This is a genomic window from Burkholderia sp. LMG 13014 (assembly GCF_905232215.1).
GTDB lineage: Bacteria > Pseudomonadota > Gammaproteobacteria > Burkholderiales > Burkholderiaceae > Burkholderia.
In genome coordinates this window covers 1-13199 of the sequence record NZ_CAJNKE010000123.1, presented here as the reverse complement: position 1 = coordinate 13199, position 13199 = coordinate 1, and the positions used below count along the sequence as shown (strand labels likewise).

The 13199-nt window shown below is 66.9% G+C and carries 19 protein-coding genes; 9 read left to right on the top strand and 10 right to left on the bottom strand.

The window, feature by feature from the left end; translation table 11 throughout:
• From JYJ84_RS15335 to JYJ84_RS15320, 4 genes are all read left to right on the top strand, one after another.
• On the top strand, positions 1-1525 hold a 1525-nt coding region (locus tag JYJ84_RS15335; protein WP_205189264.1), incomplete at its 5' end, for a DUF2306 domain-containing protein.
• 201 nt (positions 1526-1726) lie between these two features.
• Positions 1727-2194, top strand: a complete 468-nt coding sequence (locus tag JYJ84_RS15330) for a cupin domain-containing protein (protein WP_089453894.1) — start codon at positions 1727-1729, stop codon at positions 2192-2194.
• Between the two features lie 87 nt (positions 2195-2281).
• Entirely contained in the window at positions 2282-2812 is a 531-nt protein-coding gene (locus JYJ84_RS37810) for a glycoside hydrolase domain-containing protein (RefSeq protein WP_236027172.1), read from the top strand.
• On the top strand, positions 2722-3456 hold the full coding sequence (locus tag JYJ84_RS15320) for an SDR family NAD(P)-dependent oxidoreductase (protein WP_236027210.1): 735 nt from the start codon (positions 2722-2724) through the stop codon (positions 3454-3456). The genes JYJ84_RS37810 and JYJ84_RS15320 overlap by 91 nt, the downstream gene beginning before the upstream one ends.
• A 215-nt stretch (positions 3457-3671) precedes the next feature.
• Here JYJ84_RS15320 and surE read toward each other — a convergent pair whose 3' ends face one another.
• From surE to JYJ84_RS15305, 3 genes are all read right to left on the bottom strand, one after another.
• Complete coding sequence (surE, locus tag JYJ84_RS15315) at positions 3672-4451, bottom strand: 5'/3'-nucleotidase SurE (protein WP_122948596.1); 780 nt, start codon at positions 4449-4451, stop codon at positions 3672-3674.
• 180 nt (positions 4452-4631) lie between these two features.
• The gene (locus tag JYJ84_RS15310; protein WP_069250570.1) at positions 4632-4940 is read right to left on the bottom strand and encodes an AzlD family protein; all 309 of its coding nucleotides are present in this window, start codon (positions 4938-4940) and stop codon (positions 4632-4634) included.
• A complete protein-coding gene (locus tag JYJ84_RS15305; protein WP_174939530.1) occupies positions 4933-5667 on the bottom strand; it encodes an AzlC family ABC transporter permease in 735 nt (244 codons plus the stop codon). Before JYJ84_RS15305 ends, JYJ84_RS15310 begins: the two co-directional genes overlap by 8 nt.
• Positions 5668-5791: 124 nt before the next feature.
• On the opposite strand from JYJ84_RS15305, the gene JYJ84_RS15300 reads away from it, so the two are divergent.
• The 3 genes from JYJ84_RS15300 (at position 5792) to JYJ84_RS15290 (ending at position 7880) form a co-directional block, all read left to right on the top strand.
• Positions 5792-6250: an Lrp/AsnC family transcriptional regulator gene (locus JYJ84_RS15300; RefSeq protein WP_006486309.1), complete on the top strand. Its 459-nt coding sequence runs from the start codon at positions 5792-5794 to the stop codon at positions 6248-6250.
• A gap of 222 nt (positions 6251-6472) precedes the next feature.
• Positions 6473-7042 carry a hypothetical protein gene (locus JYJ84_RS15295; RefSeq protein WP_174950407.1) on the top strand — a complete coding sequence of 190 codons (570 nt, stop codon included), beginning with the start codon at positions 6473-6475 and terminating at the stop codon, positions 7040-7042.
• 136 nt (positions 7043-7178) lie between these two features.
• Complete coding sequence (locus JYJ84_RS15290) at positions 7179-7880, top strand: YebB family permuted papain-like enzyme (protein WP_175218933.1); 702 nt, start codon at positions 7179-7181, stop codon at positions 7878-7880.
• Positions 7881-7983: 103 nt separating this feature from the next.
• Here JYJ84_RS15290 and JYJ84_RS15285 read toward each other — a convergent pair whose 3' ends face one another.
• The 6 genes from JYJ84_RS15285 to JYJ84_RS15260 all read right to left on the bottom strand — a co-directional run bounded on the left by JYJ84_RS15285 (position 7984) and on the right by JYJ84_RS15260 (position 11843).
• Positions 7984-8169: a hypothetical protein gene (locus tag JYJ84_RS15285; protein WP_205183110.1), complete on the bottom strand. Its 186-nt coding sequence runs from the start codon at positions 8167-8169 to the stop codon at positions 7984-7986.
• Between the two features lie 53 nt (positions 8170-8222).
• Positions 8223-8855: a LysE family translocator gene (locus JYJ84_RS15280; RefSeq protein WP_122948599.1), complete on the bottom strand. Its 633-nt coding sequence runs from the start codon at positions 8853-8855 to the stop codon at positions 8223-8225.
• A gap of 210 nt (positions 8856-9065) precedes the next feature.
• Positions 9066-9935 carry a hypothetical protein gene (locus tag JYJ84_RS15275; RefSeq protein ID WP_175218935.1) on the bottom strand — a complete coding sequence of 290 codons (870 nt, stop codon included), beginning with the start codon at positions 9933-9935 and terminating at the stop codon, positions 9066-9068.
• A 112-nt stretch (positions 9936-10047) separates the two neighbouring features.
• Positions 10048-10557 (bottom strand): DUF2199 domain-containing protein, encoded by a 510-nt coding sequence (locus JYJ84_RS15270; RefSeq protein WP_175218937.1) that lies wholly within the window; start codon positions 10555-10557, stop codon positions 10048-10050.
• Positions 10558-10746: 189 nt separating this feature from the next.
• Positions 10747-11079, bottom strand: coding sequence for a DUF2322 family protein (locus JYJ84_RS15265; protein ID WP_089463345.1), 333 nt, complete (start codon positions 11077-11079; stop codon positions 10747-10749).
• 53 nt (positions 11080-11132) lie between these two features.
• Complete coding sequence (locus JYJ84_RS15260) at positions 11133-11843, bottom strand: flavin reductase family protein (protein WP_122948602.1); 711 nt, start codon at positions 11841-11843, stop codon at positions 11133-11135.
• 229 nt (positions 11844-12072) lie between these two features.
• On the opposite strand from JYJ84_RS15260, the gene JYJ84_RS15255 reads away from it, so the two are divergent.
• Positions 12073-12399 carry a thioredoxin family protein gene (locus JYJ84_RS15255; protein ID WP_122948603.1) on the top strand — a complete coding sequence of 109 codons (327 nt, stop codon included), beginning with the start codon at positions 12073-12075 and terminating at the stop codon, positions 12397-12399.
• 10 nt (positions 12400-12409) lie between these two features.
• Positions 12410-12829, top strand: coding sequence for a secondary thiamine-phosphate synthase enzyme YjbQ (locus tag JYJ84_RS15250; protein ID WP_122948604.1), 420 nt, complete (start codon positions 12410-12412; stop codon positions 12827-12829).
• Positions 12830-12862: 33 nt separating this feature from the next.
• Here JYJ84_RS15250 and JYJ84_RS15245 read toward each other — a convergent pair.
• The coding region (locus tag JYJ84_RS15245) for a response regulator (RefSeq protein WP_205189262.1) at positions 12863-13199 on the bottom strand (337 nt) is incomplete at its 5' end.

Here is a 13199-nt window from a genome sequence, read left to right as displayed (position 1 = left end):
CGTGGCGTTTGCCATCGTCACCGTCCTCTACGCGCTGACGGCCATCGCGACCGGGCAGGCGAATGTCGGCGCGGTATCGGGCGATGCGCTGCTGCATGCGCGCGAACAGCTTCGCGCGATGTCGATCGCCGGCACCGATCCCGGCTGGGGGCAGGTGTTCGGCACCGACGATCCGTTCATCTGGATCGCGGCCAGGCTGACGTCGGCGCGGCTCATGTTCGGCGAGAACGGCTTCTACGACACCGTGCTGTATTACGCGCGGATGCCGAAGGCGAACATCGTCATCCTGTCGCTGCACAACATCATGGGCGGCACGTGCATGCTGCTGGGCGCGCTGCAGTTCTGGCCGGCGCTGCGCCGCAACTATCCGCGCTGGCATCGCACGGCCGGCGTGGTCTACATGGTCTCGTCGCAGCTCGCGATGATCGGCGCGATGACCTACATGGTGCGCACGCCGGTCGCGATGATGTACGACACGCTGACGTTCGCGACCGGCCTCTGGTTTCTCGCGCTGGGCGTCACGGGCTCGCTGTGGATGTCGATCCATCACCTGATCCGCCGCGAGATCGCCCAGCATCAGGCCTATATGGCGATCAACTACGGTTTCCTGCTCACGGCGCCGTTTACGCGCATCGACTGGATCTGGGCCGCGATGGTCTATCCGGACGTCAACCAGAACACGTCCAATTTCTCGGCGGTCGCCGTGCTGATCGCGCAATGCATGCTCTTCGGCTACCTGCTGCTGTGCATGAATCGCTGGTTCCAGAAGACTCGCCCGGCCACGGGCCGCACCGGCCCGGTGTTCCCGGCCGCGTTGACGGAGGCCGTTGCCAACGCGGGTGTCGCGGTGCTGTCGGTGCTGAGCATCGCCGCGCTGGCCGCCGTCGTCGATCACTACCTGGTGACGCCCGGCCTCGACCGGTTCCAGGCCGGCAAGGACTGGATTCCGGCCGGCCTCGCCGCGTTCCAGGGCAGCGTGCTGCGGGCGGCGCGCGGTTCTCGCTGGCTCTATGCCGTCAGTGCGATCGGTGTGTGCGCGCTCGCGCCGTTCCTGCTGCGCGCCGCGTTCATCGGGAAGCCGCAGCCCGCGCGGATGATGCGGCTCGCGGCCGCGACCGGCGTGCTGACTGCCGCAAACGGCGCCGTGTTGCTGTACTGGGGGCAATTGCTGGGCGGCCCGACTGCGATCACGTCGTCCGGCGGGACGCCGTTCCAGATGAACGGTGCATTCGAACTGTTCTTCGCGGTGCTGCTGCTGTGGGGCGTGATGCGTGAGCGCCATGCACTCGTCAAGGAGTGGAGCCTGTTCGCCATTCTCTGTGTGCTGGCGCTGCCGAGTTTCTATGCGCTCGTGCCGCTGGTCGGGTGGATCTATCTTCAGATCGGCATGCCGGATCTGCAGCACTACGTCGAGATCACCAGCGTCTATCGCGTGGCGATCAGCGTCGGCCTGATCCTCGCGATGCTGGCGGGCTCGCTTTACGCCGTCTACGGCAGCGCGACGCATGAGAAATTCGCGCGCTAATTGCGCTCGCGTGTTCGCGCGGAGCAGAGGCGATGGGCGGGCAACGGGGCGGTGCGTGCGGATGACGACGGACCGCCTGTCGTTTTTCCGTCGAACCGCGCCCCTAGCCCACAGGAAAATATCGGACAATGGCCGGCACGCGCGCCGTGCCGGCCTGGGTGGCTCGCTCGATCGAAGCATGACGCCAACGAGAGAACCCCCATGTCGACCCATTCCCCCCGTGAACTGTTGAAGGCCGCCGATATCGCGAAGATGGAACCGACGCGCGCGGTGCATTCGCTGAATCCCAATGCCGTTCGTCTCAAGCGACAACTCAGCGATCTGACCGGCCTGACGCAATTCGGTGTTCACCTGCTCACGCTGATGCCTGGTCACGAATCGGCCGAGTATCACCGTCACCTGTACGAAGAAGAGTTCGTGTACGTGCTGTCCGGTACGGGCGCGGTCACGATCGGCGAACGCACCGATGCAATCGGGCCCGGCGATTTTCTGGGCTTTCCGCGCGGCGGTGAAGCCCATACGGTGCAGAACACCGGCGATACGCCGCTGGAGCTGCTCGTTGGCGGGCAACGTCTCGAACACGACGTCTGCGAATACCCGCGAGTCGGCAAGCGGCTCTATGTCGCGGGCGAGCTCGAGGATTATGTCGATCTGCCGAAGCAGGCCTGACCCGGCTCGCTTGCGCTTGCTCGACGACTCGCCCCGGGCGGGGCCTGCGGCGGAAATGTCCGAAACGGGTCGATTTTTCTCGGAGCGGTGCCTGGTGGCAAGAGCCCGTTCATCGCACGGCTCGACCGCACGTTCGATCCGGCCAACCGGCCGACCTTCCTCAACAACCACGGCATTCCAGGCCTGACCGGCCGCAGTGCCCCGTTCTTCGCGGGGAACGCGCCGGCGAACCATGTGCCGTATCTGCACGACGTAGCGGGCATGCCGTCGAAGACGCAGGACCGCGTGTGCACGGTGATGGACGACATGGATGCGCTGACGCCGACTGCCGGCCACTCCGGCTTCACCGATGCAATCCCGGTGGCGGTTGCCGCCCCGTTCGTGTCAACGGGGTTCGTCGCGCTTATGATGCGGGAACGCCACCGACAGGGTTCCCCGATATGGACGCGCCGCTCCCGCCGATCTCTGCCCCGATTCCCGAAACGGAACCTGAAACCGAAGCCGTTGCCGAGCCGCGCGCGTCGCGCCTGCATCGGCCGGTCGCGCTCGTCACCGGATCGACATCGGGGATCGGCGCGGCGATCGCGCGCCGCCTGGCGGCGGACGGCTATGCGGTGATCCTGCATTCGCGCAGCTCGGCCGACGTGGGGCGCGCGATGGCGCGCGAACTTGGCGCGGCCTATGTGCAGGCCGATCTCGCCGACGATGCCGAACGCGTGCGGCTGATCCGCGACGCACTGGCCGTGCACGGGCGGCTCGACGTGCTGGTCAACAACGCAGGCGTCAGCCGCGTGATTCCGCACGACGATCTCGCCGCGGCGACCCCTGACGTGTGGCACGAGATGCACGAGATCAACGTGATCGCGCCGTTCCGGCTCGTCGCCGAGGCGGAGGCCGCGCTGCGCGAGGCGGCGTCGCACGGGCGGGCCGGCTGCGTGGTGAACGTCAGCTCGCATGCGGGCGTGCGGCCGAAGGGCGCATCGATTCCGTATGCGGCGGCGAAAGCCGCGCTCAATCACACGACGCGGCTGCTCGCGCGCACGCTCGCGCCGGCGATTCGCGTCAATGCGGTCGCGCCGGGGCTCGTCGATACGCCGCTCACGGCCGACTGGACAGACGCGCAGCAGCTCTGGCGCGAGCGTGCGCCGATGCGCCGTGCGGCGACGCCGGACGACATCGCGCAGACGGTCGCGATGCTCGTCGCGTCCGATTACGTGACGGGCGAGATCGTGATGCTCGACGGGGGAATGAACCTGACGTGATGCAGCGATTCAATGAAGCGGTGAAGCGGTGAAGCGGTGAAGCGGTGAAGCGGTGAAGCGGTGAAGCGGTGAAGCGGTGAAGCGGTGAAGCGGTGAAGCGGTGAAGCGGTGAAGCGGTGAAGCAGTGAAGCAGTGAAGCAGTGAAGCGGCCGCGCACCCGCGCGCAGTTGTCACGCGCGCAATTACCGCGACCGCTTGCTTGCCGGACTGCGCGATCAGCCGAGGCGCGATCGCAGTTGCGCGAGCGCCTGATCGTGTGTGCGCTCGAACTTCAGCGGCGTGACCGCGACATACCCTTCGCCGAGCGCGACCGTTTCCGAATCCGCATCGTCGTCGCGCGGCGCGCGCGAGAGCTTCAGCCAGTGGTATTCGAAGTCGCGCGGGTCGCGCCCCGACACGATCTCGACGCCCTGCAGCGTGCCGGCACCCTGGTTCGTCACCTTCAGCCCTCGCACCTCGTCGGCGGGCCGCGGCGGGAAATTCACGTTCAGGCACGCGTCGCTGTCCCAGCCGGCGGCAACGAGCCGGCGAATGACGTCCGGCGCATGCGCGAGTGCGGTAGCCCACGGCACCGCGTTGCGATCGATGAAGGCCTGGCTCAGCGCGATGGCCGGCACGCCGACCAGCATGCTCGTCATCGCGGCACCCACCGTGCCGGAAAACACCGTTTCGGTGCCGAGGTTCCCGCCGCGATTCACGCCGGACAGCACGATGTCGGGCCGCGCGTCCTTCATCAGATGGCTGATCGCGATCGCGACGCAATCGCCGGGCGTGCCACGCACCGCGAAGCGGCGTTCGCCCTTGCGATGCACGCGCAGCGGGTCGTGCAGGCTCAGCGAATGCGACGTGCCGCTCTGGTCTTCCGCCGGCGCGACGATCCACACTTCGCGTGCCAGTTGCGTGGCGACCTGTTCGAGCACGTCAAGGCCGGGGGCGTCGAATCCGTCGTCGTTGGTGAGCAGGACACGGTCGAACAGCGGGCGGGTTTCTTGCATCGGGACGATCCTCACGGAGATGGGTAATGAGCGGGAAGTGCAGCGTGGCGCAAGCCACAAGGCTAGCATTCCCGCGTGAGGATCGTCGTGTCGTGCGCTCGGTGCGGATGTGAAAACGGGCGCATCGCGCGCCCGTTGATCGGTGTTCGTGCCGCGGCGTGCGCGGCGGGTTGGAACCGCTCAGCCGAGCAGGTGCCGCAACAGGCCGGCCGATACGACGCCGACGATGACGGTCGGCAGGATCGACAGGCGCGTCGCGGCAATCAGCGTGACGGCGAGCGCGAGCAGGTCGGCCGGGCGCGTCGACACGAAGGCCGGCGCGATCACCGAGATCAGCACGCAGCCCGGCACGTTCTCCATCACCGACGCCATCCGCGGGCTCAGCGTGCGGTTGCGCAGCAGCACATAGCCGAGGATGCGCGACAGATAGGTGGTCGACGCCATCAGCACGATCGTCGCGACCGTGCTGAAATCCGGGAAATCAGGCATCGCGCGGCTCCCACAGCAGCGCGGCGATCAGCCCCGCGCAGGCGCCGGCCGCGACGTACCACGCGCCGGGCACGGCCAGGTGCGTGGCCGCCGCGACGACGAGGCTCACGAACCACGGGCGGCTCGCACGCATCCCTTTCCACATCCCGCGCAGCAACACCAGGAACACGGCGGTGAACGCCATGTCGAAGCCGTACTGCTCGACGTTGCCGATCGTCGGGCCGACTGCCGCGCCGAGCGTGGTCATCGAGATCCACGTCAGGTAGAGCCCCACGCAGATGCCCGCGTAATAGGGCACGCTGATGTGCGTGGCCGAGCGCGCCCGGGCGTCGGCGAGCGACATCGCCCAGCTTTCGTCGCACATGAAGAACAGTGCGAACAACGCGCGGCGGCGCGGCAGGCGGCGGATATACGGCTCGAATGCGGCGCCCATCAGGATGTGGCGCGAATTCACGAGGAACGACATCGCGACGATCAGCGCGATGTGCGGCGGCGACGTCCACAGATGAATCGCCGCGAATTCGGAGCCGCCGCCGAAGTTCATGCCGGTCATCATCGGCACTTCGAACAGGCTCAGCCCTTTCTGCGCGGCCTGCGCGCCCAGCACGAGCGCGAACGGCACGAAACCCAGCATGACGGGCAGCGCCGCGCGCAAACCGCGGCCCATCTCGGCGACATAGGCGGGCTTGTCGCGAAGCCCTGACGACGTTGAAACGCTACTGCTCATTACTCCTCCTTCGGGGGAGGAATTTTCTGCTTTTTTGACTCGAATCGGGTTGCGTTGTGGCCAGATTTTTCTCAAAATTTGGCATTGAACGCGTGATACGCGATTTTTTTGGAATTGAATGCCAATGAAACTTGATGCCATCGACCGCCGGATCCTGAGCGCGCTCCAGCGCGACGGCCGCATGCAGAACGTGGAGCTCGCGCACGAGGTCGGGCTGTCGCCGTCGCCGTGCCTGCGGCGCGTGCGGCTTCTCGAGGAAGCCGGCGTGATCGAGAAATACGTGGCCGTGCTGAATCCCGCGAAAGTCGGCAAGGGGCTGACGATCTTCACGCGCGTGTGGCTGAAGGGGCAGGACGCGGAATCGGTGAACCGCTTCGCCGAGGCCGTCCAGCAGATGCCGGAAGTCGTCGAATGCCACCTGATGGCCGGCGACTGCGATTTCCTGCTGCGCGTCGTCGCGGCCGACATCGACGACTACCGGCGCTTCCAGATGGAATACCTCACGCGCATTCCGGGCGTGCTGAGCGTGAAGACCGACATTCCGATGCAGAAGGTCAAGCTCACGTCGGCGCTGCCGACCTAGCGCGACGCGGGTGCGCGGCCACGCGACGACGGGTCGACGAACGGTCACGGCGCGGTGACAATCGCCCGATAGACTGACGAATCACGCCGCTTCGAACCGGTTGCCTGCATTGTTGTGCGACGTTCGATGCGCAAGCAACTAACGGTCAAGGTCGCCGCGATCGGGCAGGCGGCGCTGCGCGCCGAGTCATGCGCGGATGCGTTTCTTCTTGTCGGGCCATTCATGCAGCCAATCAACACTCCGTGGAATTCGCTGGAAATCGTCAAGCTCGTGCTGGGCGTGCTGACGCCGTTGTCGGTCGCGTGTCTCGGCTGGCTCGTCGCGCGCCGGCTGAAGCGGCTCGAACTCGTGCAGTGGACCAACCAGCGATTGATCGAAAAGCGGCTCGCGCTATACGACGCGGTTGCGCCGCAGCTCAATGCGCTGCTGTGCTTCTACACGTGGATCGGTTACTGGAAGGACATCTCGCCCGACGACGTGATCCGCGCGAAGCGCGACCTCGACCGCACGTTCCACATCTACCGCTACCTGTTCGACGACGACGTGTATGACGCGTATCACACGTACATCCACGCGCTGTTCGACATGCATACGGGCCCGGGCCGCGATGCACGGATCCGCTCGCTGATCCAGGCACCCGACGGCGATCGCAGCGTACACGGCTCGTATGAGTGGAAACCGGTGTGGTCCGACCGTTTTGCGACCGCGAATGTCGTGCCGAAGGACGACGTGCTGCGGCACTACACGCAGTTGATGGAGCGGTTGCGCGTGGCGCTGGGCGCGACGCGCTGAAGGCAGCGCGGCCGCCGCGCACCGGTATCGAAATTCGCTACCCGGCGGCGCGGATCCCCGCCCTCGCGCAACAAGCGGATGCGGCGCGCGGCTGCTGCTGACATGCTCGCGCCATATCCACTCGCGTGAGGTCAATATGGTTGTCGATACCGGCTGCCAGCCGCTCATGATCCGCTCGCCCGAAGCGGGCCGGCGGCATCTCTTCTCCGTGGGTTCTCACGATCCGCATCGCATGCCGCTGCCGGTCGAGCCGGAGATCGGCGACATCGTCTTCATCCGCGTGACCGTGCGGCCGTTTCTCGAAGTGGCGAGCGCGACGCGCTCGTGGACGAATCACGTCGGGATCGTGGTCGGCGAGCGCGGCGGCGAGCCGCTGATCGCGGAGAGCACGTTTCCGCTATCGCGCGTCACGACGATGTCGCGGTTTCTCGCGCGCTCCGATCGCGGCGCGTGCGTGATCGCGCGGCTGAAGCAGCCGCTCGATGCCGCGCAGCGGCGCCGGCTCGTGGACGCGGCAATGCGCCGGATCGGCGTGGTCTACGACACGGGGTTCAATCTCGCGTCCCGCCGGCAGTTCTGCTCGCGTTTCGTGCGTGAAGTCGTGCGCGATGCGACGCGGATCGTGCTCGGCGACGTCGAGACCTTCGACATGCTGCTGCGCCGGAATCCCGACCATCCGCTCGGCTTCTGGAAGATCTGGTACTTCGGCCGGATTCCGTGGCGCCGCCGCACGGTGACGCCGGCGAGTTTGCTGGGGAGCGGGGCGTTGCGGGTGGTGGTGGATACGCGCGAGCGCGTTGAAAACGTGTCCGAAGGTGACGATCCGGATAGCGTTTGACTCGAACGAGCGAAAGCACGAACCATTCGTCACCGGCCGTCGTCTGCTTGGTCGGCGTATCGAGTGATCGCGCGCGCCGGCTCGCCACGAACGCGAGCCGGTATTACTTCACGGTGGCCGCGCTTGCTTCCGTGCCTTCCGCAATATCGGTCGATGCAACGCCGGCCGCTCGCCGCGCAACAAGCATTGCATCGAGCGATGCGAATTCCTCGCGGTTCAGTCGTTCGTATTCGGCGCGCAACTCAGGGGCGGACAATGCGCGTTTGCGCAGATCGTCATACGTTCTCATATCAAACCTCGTTCATTCGATTGCACCGGCGTGATCCTCCGGCAGGTTCACGACTATTGTCGCCCCGCCACTGCCAACCGCGCCGCCAGCCCCACGAACACCGACCCGAGCAGATACTGCGGCAGCTTCGACGGGCGGCGTCGCGCGCCGATCCGCTGGCTCAGCCGGCTCGCGGACAGAATGACTGCGCCGTTCACCACGATGCCGATCAGGTTCAGCACCGTCGCGAGCACGAGAATCTGCACGGCGATCGAACCGTGCTCGGGCCGCACGAACTGCGGAAACAGCGCGAGCACGAACAGCGCCATCTTCGGGTTCAGCAGGTTCGTCGTCAGCCCCTGGCGGAAGATCGTCGCGGTCGAGTGGCGACGCTGCGAGGCGACGGGCGACAGTGCGGTCGCATCCGAACGGAACGTCTTCCACGCGAGATACAGCAGATAGGCGGCACCCGCGAAGCGCACGGCGTCATACGCGAGCGGCACCGCAACGAAGAGCTGCGACAGCCCGAGCGCGGCCGCCAGCGCGTGGCAGTAGGTGCCGGCCTGAATGCCCGCGAGTGTGGCGAAGCCTGCGCGCCGACCCTGGCTCACGCTGCGGGACGCGATCAGCAGCATGTCGGGGCCCGGCGTGGCTGTCAGTGCGAGACACGCGCCGGAGAACAGCGCGAGCGTGGAGAGGTCGATCATGGGAGGCCTTTTTATGGATACAGCGTAAAAGGGATGCCAGTTTAAGAGGGGGCGTGAAGCCGGTCAATCAAACGAACGGATGATCATTTATTGGGCCGTCGAGGCCGATCGCCAACACGCGTGCGCTGCCTTTGGCACGCAGTTCGCACCTGGCGCCGCATCTGAGGCATACGCTGATGCAGCGCCTCGCGTGGGCGATTGCCACCCCGCTCAACGCTTGCGGCAGGCCACCTGATAATCGATCACGGTGTTTTCCGATGGCTTGTCCGGCTCGCCGCCGACCGTCGTCACGCCGAGCACGCCGGCCGTGCTCCGGTAGCGCAGCGCGCAATATCCCATGCCGGTGCCCGAGCACGCTTCGGCTTCAATGATGCCGTGTTTCGCGAGCGTCGCCGCACCGTCCGCCGGATCCGGCTTCTCGCGCGGGGGCAGCGGCTGCCAGCCTTTCGCGATCAGGATCCGGCGCGCGACGTCGAGCGGCTTGCCGTACACATTGGGCACGACGGCGCGGCCCTGGCAGTAAGTGCTTTCAGCCGCTACCCGGGTCAGGCGCAGGCCGCCGTTCTCTTCGTGCAGCTCGCCGACAGGTGGCGCGGGGCCGTCGCCGCCCCAGATCAGCAGCGCGCCGTTTTCCAGCCGATCGGCCGTGCCGAGCTGCCAGCCAGCCTTGCGCGCCGTGTAGCCGAGCGCGACGAGCGTCGTGCCGTCGAACACGCCGAGGTTGGCGTTGCGCGCGAAACAGATCGCGCTCGTGCCGGCACCGAATCCGCTCGCGAACGTGACGACCGTGTAGCGGCCGAGCGGCGCCTCGGACGTCACGATCCAGGCGCGCTTCGCGACTTCGCGGCCAGCCGCGGTGGTCGTCTTCGCGCGATATTGCGCGCAGAACGGGTCGAGCGAACCGTTTTCCGGCGAGTGCGGCAGCACGCCGAGCGGCACCAGCGACGCGCCGGCGATATCGGAGGCTGTCCGCAGCGGATCGGCCGATGCCGTGCCGCCGAGCGCGGCACACGCAACGGCCGCGATCGAAACGATCGACGCAAGACGGCGGACAAACGGCAGGGCAACGAAACGGGACACGCTGGCGGTCTCCGGGGAAAGAGGACGGGCCCGATGATCGCGGGTTTTCGGCCGCGTGTCACGGTCGGTCGCGCGCACCGGCCGGCGGCACACGGTGTGCCAGCCGGCGAAGTCAGTGCGTCGAGTCCGGATGCAGCACTTTCTCGAAGAGCGCCTGCGCGCGTTCGGCCGACATCCCGTTGTGGAAGTCGATCGACAGCGGATGATCGGTCGTATCGAGTTCGACGAGCGGCCGCTGGCCACCCATTTGCGGATGCGTGCGCGATTTCAGGCCGTCGAGCGGCGGGTAGCCGGGCAGGCGATTCGCGAGCCAGCTGAAATACGGGCCGCTTGCGTTGCCGGCTTCCTGGTTCTCCAGGTAGTCGTCGAAACTGCGCTCGCTGAGCGAGACCCAGAGCCCCCACAGAAATGGCTCGTCAGTGCCGATGATGGGCACTTCGAGGCACGCGCGCACGAAGAAGTACTGGTGGTCGACGACGCACAGGTCTTCGTCCCACGTCGCACGCGCCGCGCGCTCCGGCTCGGGAATGTCCAGCAGGTAGTCCGCGAACTGGAATCCGACGCTCGGCTCGCCCTCATGCCATTCGTCGCATTGTGCACATTGAAACCGGAACGTCGTCATGTGTGGACTCGCTAGAGCGGTAGGGTCGAACGGACGCGCGACGAGCGCGATCGCTGGCTGCTACGGCGAGGCAGGCCGCCGGGCCGCCGCGGCGTACTGCGCGCCGCTTCGCGATTGCATCGATGGTCGGCGCAAACGCAGGCCGCCCCGGCGCGTCTGCCGGTGGCGTGCCTGCGTGTCACGCGCGATTCAGCCCTTCGCGACGACGTCGATCCGCAGCGCTTCGCCGCCGTCGACGATCGCCAGCAGGCGATCGACGTTCGGATGCGCGCCCGGGCGGTTGCGTGCGTCGGCCGTATGTTCGGCGAACACCGCGAGGCCGTGCTCGGCGGCTTTCGCGTCGAGCGTGCCGAATGCCTGCTTCAGGTAGTGGTACACCGCAAGCGAGCCTTGCTTGCCCGGCTGATTCTCGATGGTCGCGACCACGTCGCCGTTCGCGCCGACGAGATCGATGCGCGCGACGCCGTCGATGGCCGGCAGTTGGGCGAGGTTGTCCTTGAATACTGGGGTCGGTTGAATCACTGAAAACACTCCGTCGGTTCGGTCAGGGGCCAATGAGCATGGCCGGCCGTATCTTATCCGATCGGCCTCTGCGCACCGGCCGGTACGCCCGCGTCACGCGAGCGCTCGATGTCGGGGCTGCGATAGGCGCGCTCGGGAATCTCGGCGAGCCGCGACGCGTGCACCTGATGCGGCGCGAGGCCGTAGAACTTCTGAAAACTCATGATCAGTGGCGACCACTTGTCCGGGTCGATGCGGTCCGGCTCACCGTCCATCAGCAGGTCGGGATGCACGTGCACGCGCTGGATACGCACCTCGAACACGCGGATAAGACCGCGCACGTCGGGCGCTTCTTCACCGATCCCGTGCGTGGCCGCGACGACCGCTTCCATGTGCACCGGGCATTCGAGCGCACGTGGCGGCGCAACGGTTTGCGAGGCAACTTCGGTGAGCCCGGCGGTGCCGAACTTGTCGGGTTCGTACACGTAGCCCCGTGTGAGCTTCCTTTCGGGTACCGGATACGTGCCGGTCGTGCGCGCGATGCGGTCGACCGCGTGCGCCTGCGCCGACGATGGCAGGTTCAGCACGCATTCGCCGGTGCGCAGCAGGTTGCGGGTGGTCTGCGAACCGGCGCCGATGCCGATCACGCCGCGCCAGCCGAGCCAGAACGCGGACGAGATCGGGGCGAGATTGGCCGTGCCGTCCTCGTTCAGCGTGCTGACCAGCACGACGGGCGTGCCGAAATAGAGGATGTTCGGTTCGGTGACGCAATGCGGAGCGTTCATGATCGGTGCCTTCGTTGAGGGATCAGTCCGCATGCTGATCCTGTCGCGGTGGCGCGGCGCTCCGAATCTTGTCGTGTCATTCCGGACGGTGCGCGGAGACGGCATCTGTGCCGGGCAGGAGCGCCCGGCACCGCGCACGCTTTTCCGCTACAGTAGGAGATCGCAGGCCGCACCTGCCGCATCGCACGGGCGCGCGCGGCCCTGCTCCGCCAACACACACGAGGGCCCGATGGATACCGAGCAACGCTACACCGCCAGCGCGCCGACGCGCGCGGAAGTCGACGCACTGGGCGGCGCAACCGTCATCGAATTCGGCGCGAACTGGTGCGGGATCTGCGCGGGTGCGCAGCCGGCGATCGTAGCGTCGTTTTCCGCGCATCCCGCCGTGCGCCACCTGAAGATCGAGGATGGCCCGGGCCGCCCGCTCGGCCGCTCGTTCGGCGTGAAGCTGTGGCCGACGCTGGTGTTCCTGCGCGACGGTGTCGAAGTCGCGCGCGTCGTGCGCCCCGCCGACGCGAAGCAGATCGAAGCCGACGGCTTCGCCGCGCTGGCCTGAGGTCACGGCGATGCAACAGGCGATCACGCACATCGGCATCGACACGCGCGGCAGCGGCCTCGTCGAATTCACGTCGCAGGTGCGCGCATTCGTCGACCAGCAGGCGATCGGCACCGGCCTGCTCACCGTGTTCTGCCGCCATACGTCGGCGTCGCTGCTGATCCAGGAGAATGCGGATCCGTCGGTGCAGCGCGATCTCGAACGCTACTTCGCGACGCTCGCGCCCGAGGATGCCACGCGCTACGAGCACGACACCGAAGGCACCGACGACATGCCGGCGCACCTGCGCACGGCGCTCACGCAGGTGCAACTGTCGATCCCGGTCGAGCACGGGCGCATGGTGCTCGGCACGTGGCAGGGGATTTACCTGTTCGAGCATCGCCGCGCGCCGCACCGGCGCGATATCGTGCTGCACCTGATCGGCGAGTAAGCGGGCGCACGCGGCGCCTCGCCGCGCACCGGCTCAGGCGAGCAGCTTCTCGACGAGCGCGCCGAGTTCGCGCAGGTGGACGGGCTTCGGCAGGAATGCGTCGAATACCTGCTTGTTCTCGCGCAACGCGGCCGATTCATACGCACTGACGCCGAGGATTGCCGGATGCCGGCCGTCGTCATTGGGTACCGCGACCGTACGCATGCGCCGTGCAACCTCGAAGCCGCTCAAGTCCGGCAGCTCGAGATCGAGCACGACGATGTCGTAATGGCGCGTACCGAAGCGCGCGACGCCTTCCTGCCCCGTACCGCACAGATCGGCTTCGATACCGAGCGCCGACAGCATCGCGCCGAGCGTTTCGCGCGCGTTG

Excerpts from the sequence above, each read along its gene's own strand:
- JYJ84_RS15255 (WP_122948603.1), top strand. The coding sequence starts at position 12,073 with ATGGATACCGAGCAACGCTACACCGCCAGCGCGCCGACGCGCGCGGAA.
- surE (WP_122948596.1), bottom strand. The coding sequence starts at position 4,451 with ATGCAAGAAACCCGCCCGCTGTTCGACCGTGTCCTGCTCACCAACGAC.
- JYJ84_RS15310 (WP_069250570.1), bottom strand. The coding sequence starts at position 4,940 with ATGCCTGATTTCCCGGATTTCAGCACGGTCGCGACGATCGTGCTGATG.
- JYJ84_RS15270 (WP_175218937.1), bottom strand. The coding sequence starts at position 10,557 with ATGACGACGTTCCGGTTTCAATGTGCACAATGCGACGAATGGCATGAG.
- JYJ84_RS15280 (WP_122948599.1), bottom strand. The coding sequence starts at position 8,855 with ATGATCGACCTCTCCACGCTCGCGCTGTTCTCCGGCGCGTGTCTCGCA.
- JYJ84_RS15330 (WP_089453894.1), top strand. The coding sequence starts at position 1,727 with ATGTCGACCCATTCCCCCCGTGAACTGTTGAAGGCCGCCGATATCGCG.
- JYJ84_RS15260 (WP_122948602.1), bottom strand. The coding sequence starts at position 11,843 with ATGAACGCTCCGCATTGCGTCACCGAACCGAACATCCTCTATTTCGGC.
- JYJ84_RS15285 (WP_205183110.1), bottom strand. The coding sequence starts at position 8,169 with ATGAGAACGTATGACGATCTGCGCAAACGCGCATTGTCCGCCCCTGAG.
- JYJ84_RS15305 (WP_174939530.1), bottom strand. The coding sequence starts at position 5,667 with ATGAGCAGTAGCGTTTCAACGTCGTCAGGGCTTCGCGACAAGCCCGCC.
- JYJ84_RS15300 (WP_006486309.1), top strand. The coding sequence starts at position 5,792 with ATGAAACTTGATGCCATCGACCGCCGGATCCTGAGCGCGCTCCAGCGC.
- JYJ84_RS15250 (WP_122948604.1), top strand. The coding sequence starts at position 12,410 with ATGCAACAGGCGATCACGCACATCGGCATCGACACGCGCGGCAGCGGC.
- JYJ84_RS15295 (WP_174950407.1), top strand. The coding sequence starts at position 6,473 with ATGCAGCCAATCAACACTCCGTGGAATTCGCTGGAAATCGTCAAGCTC.
- JYJ84_RS15290 (WP_175218933.1), top strand. The coding sequence starts at position 7,179 with ATGGTTGTCGATACCGGCTGCCAGCCGCTCATGATCCGCTCGCCCGAA.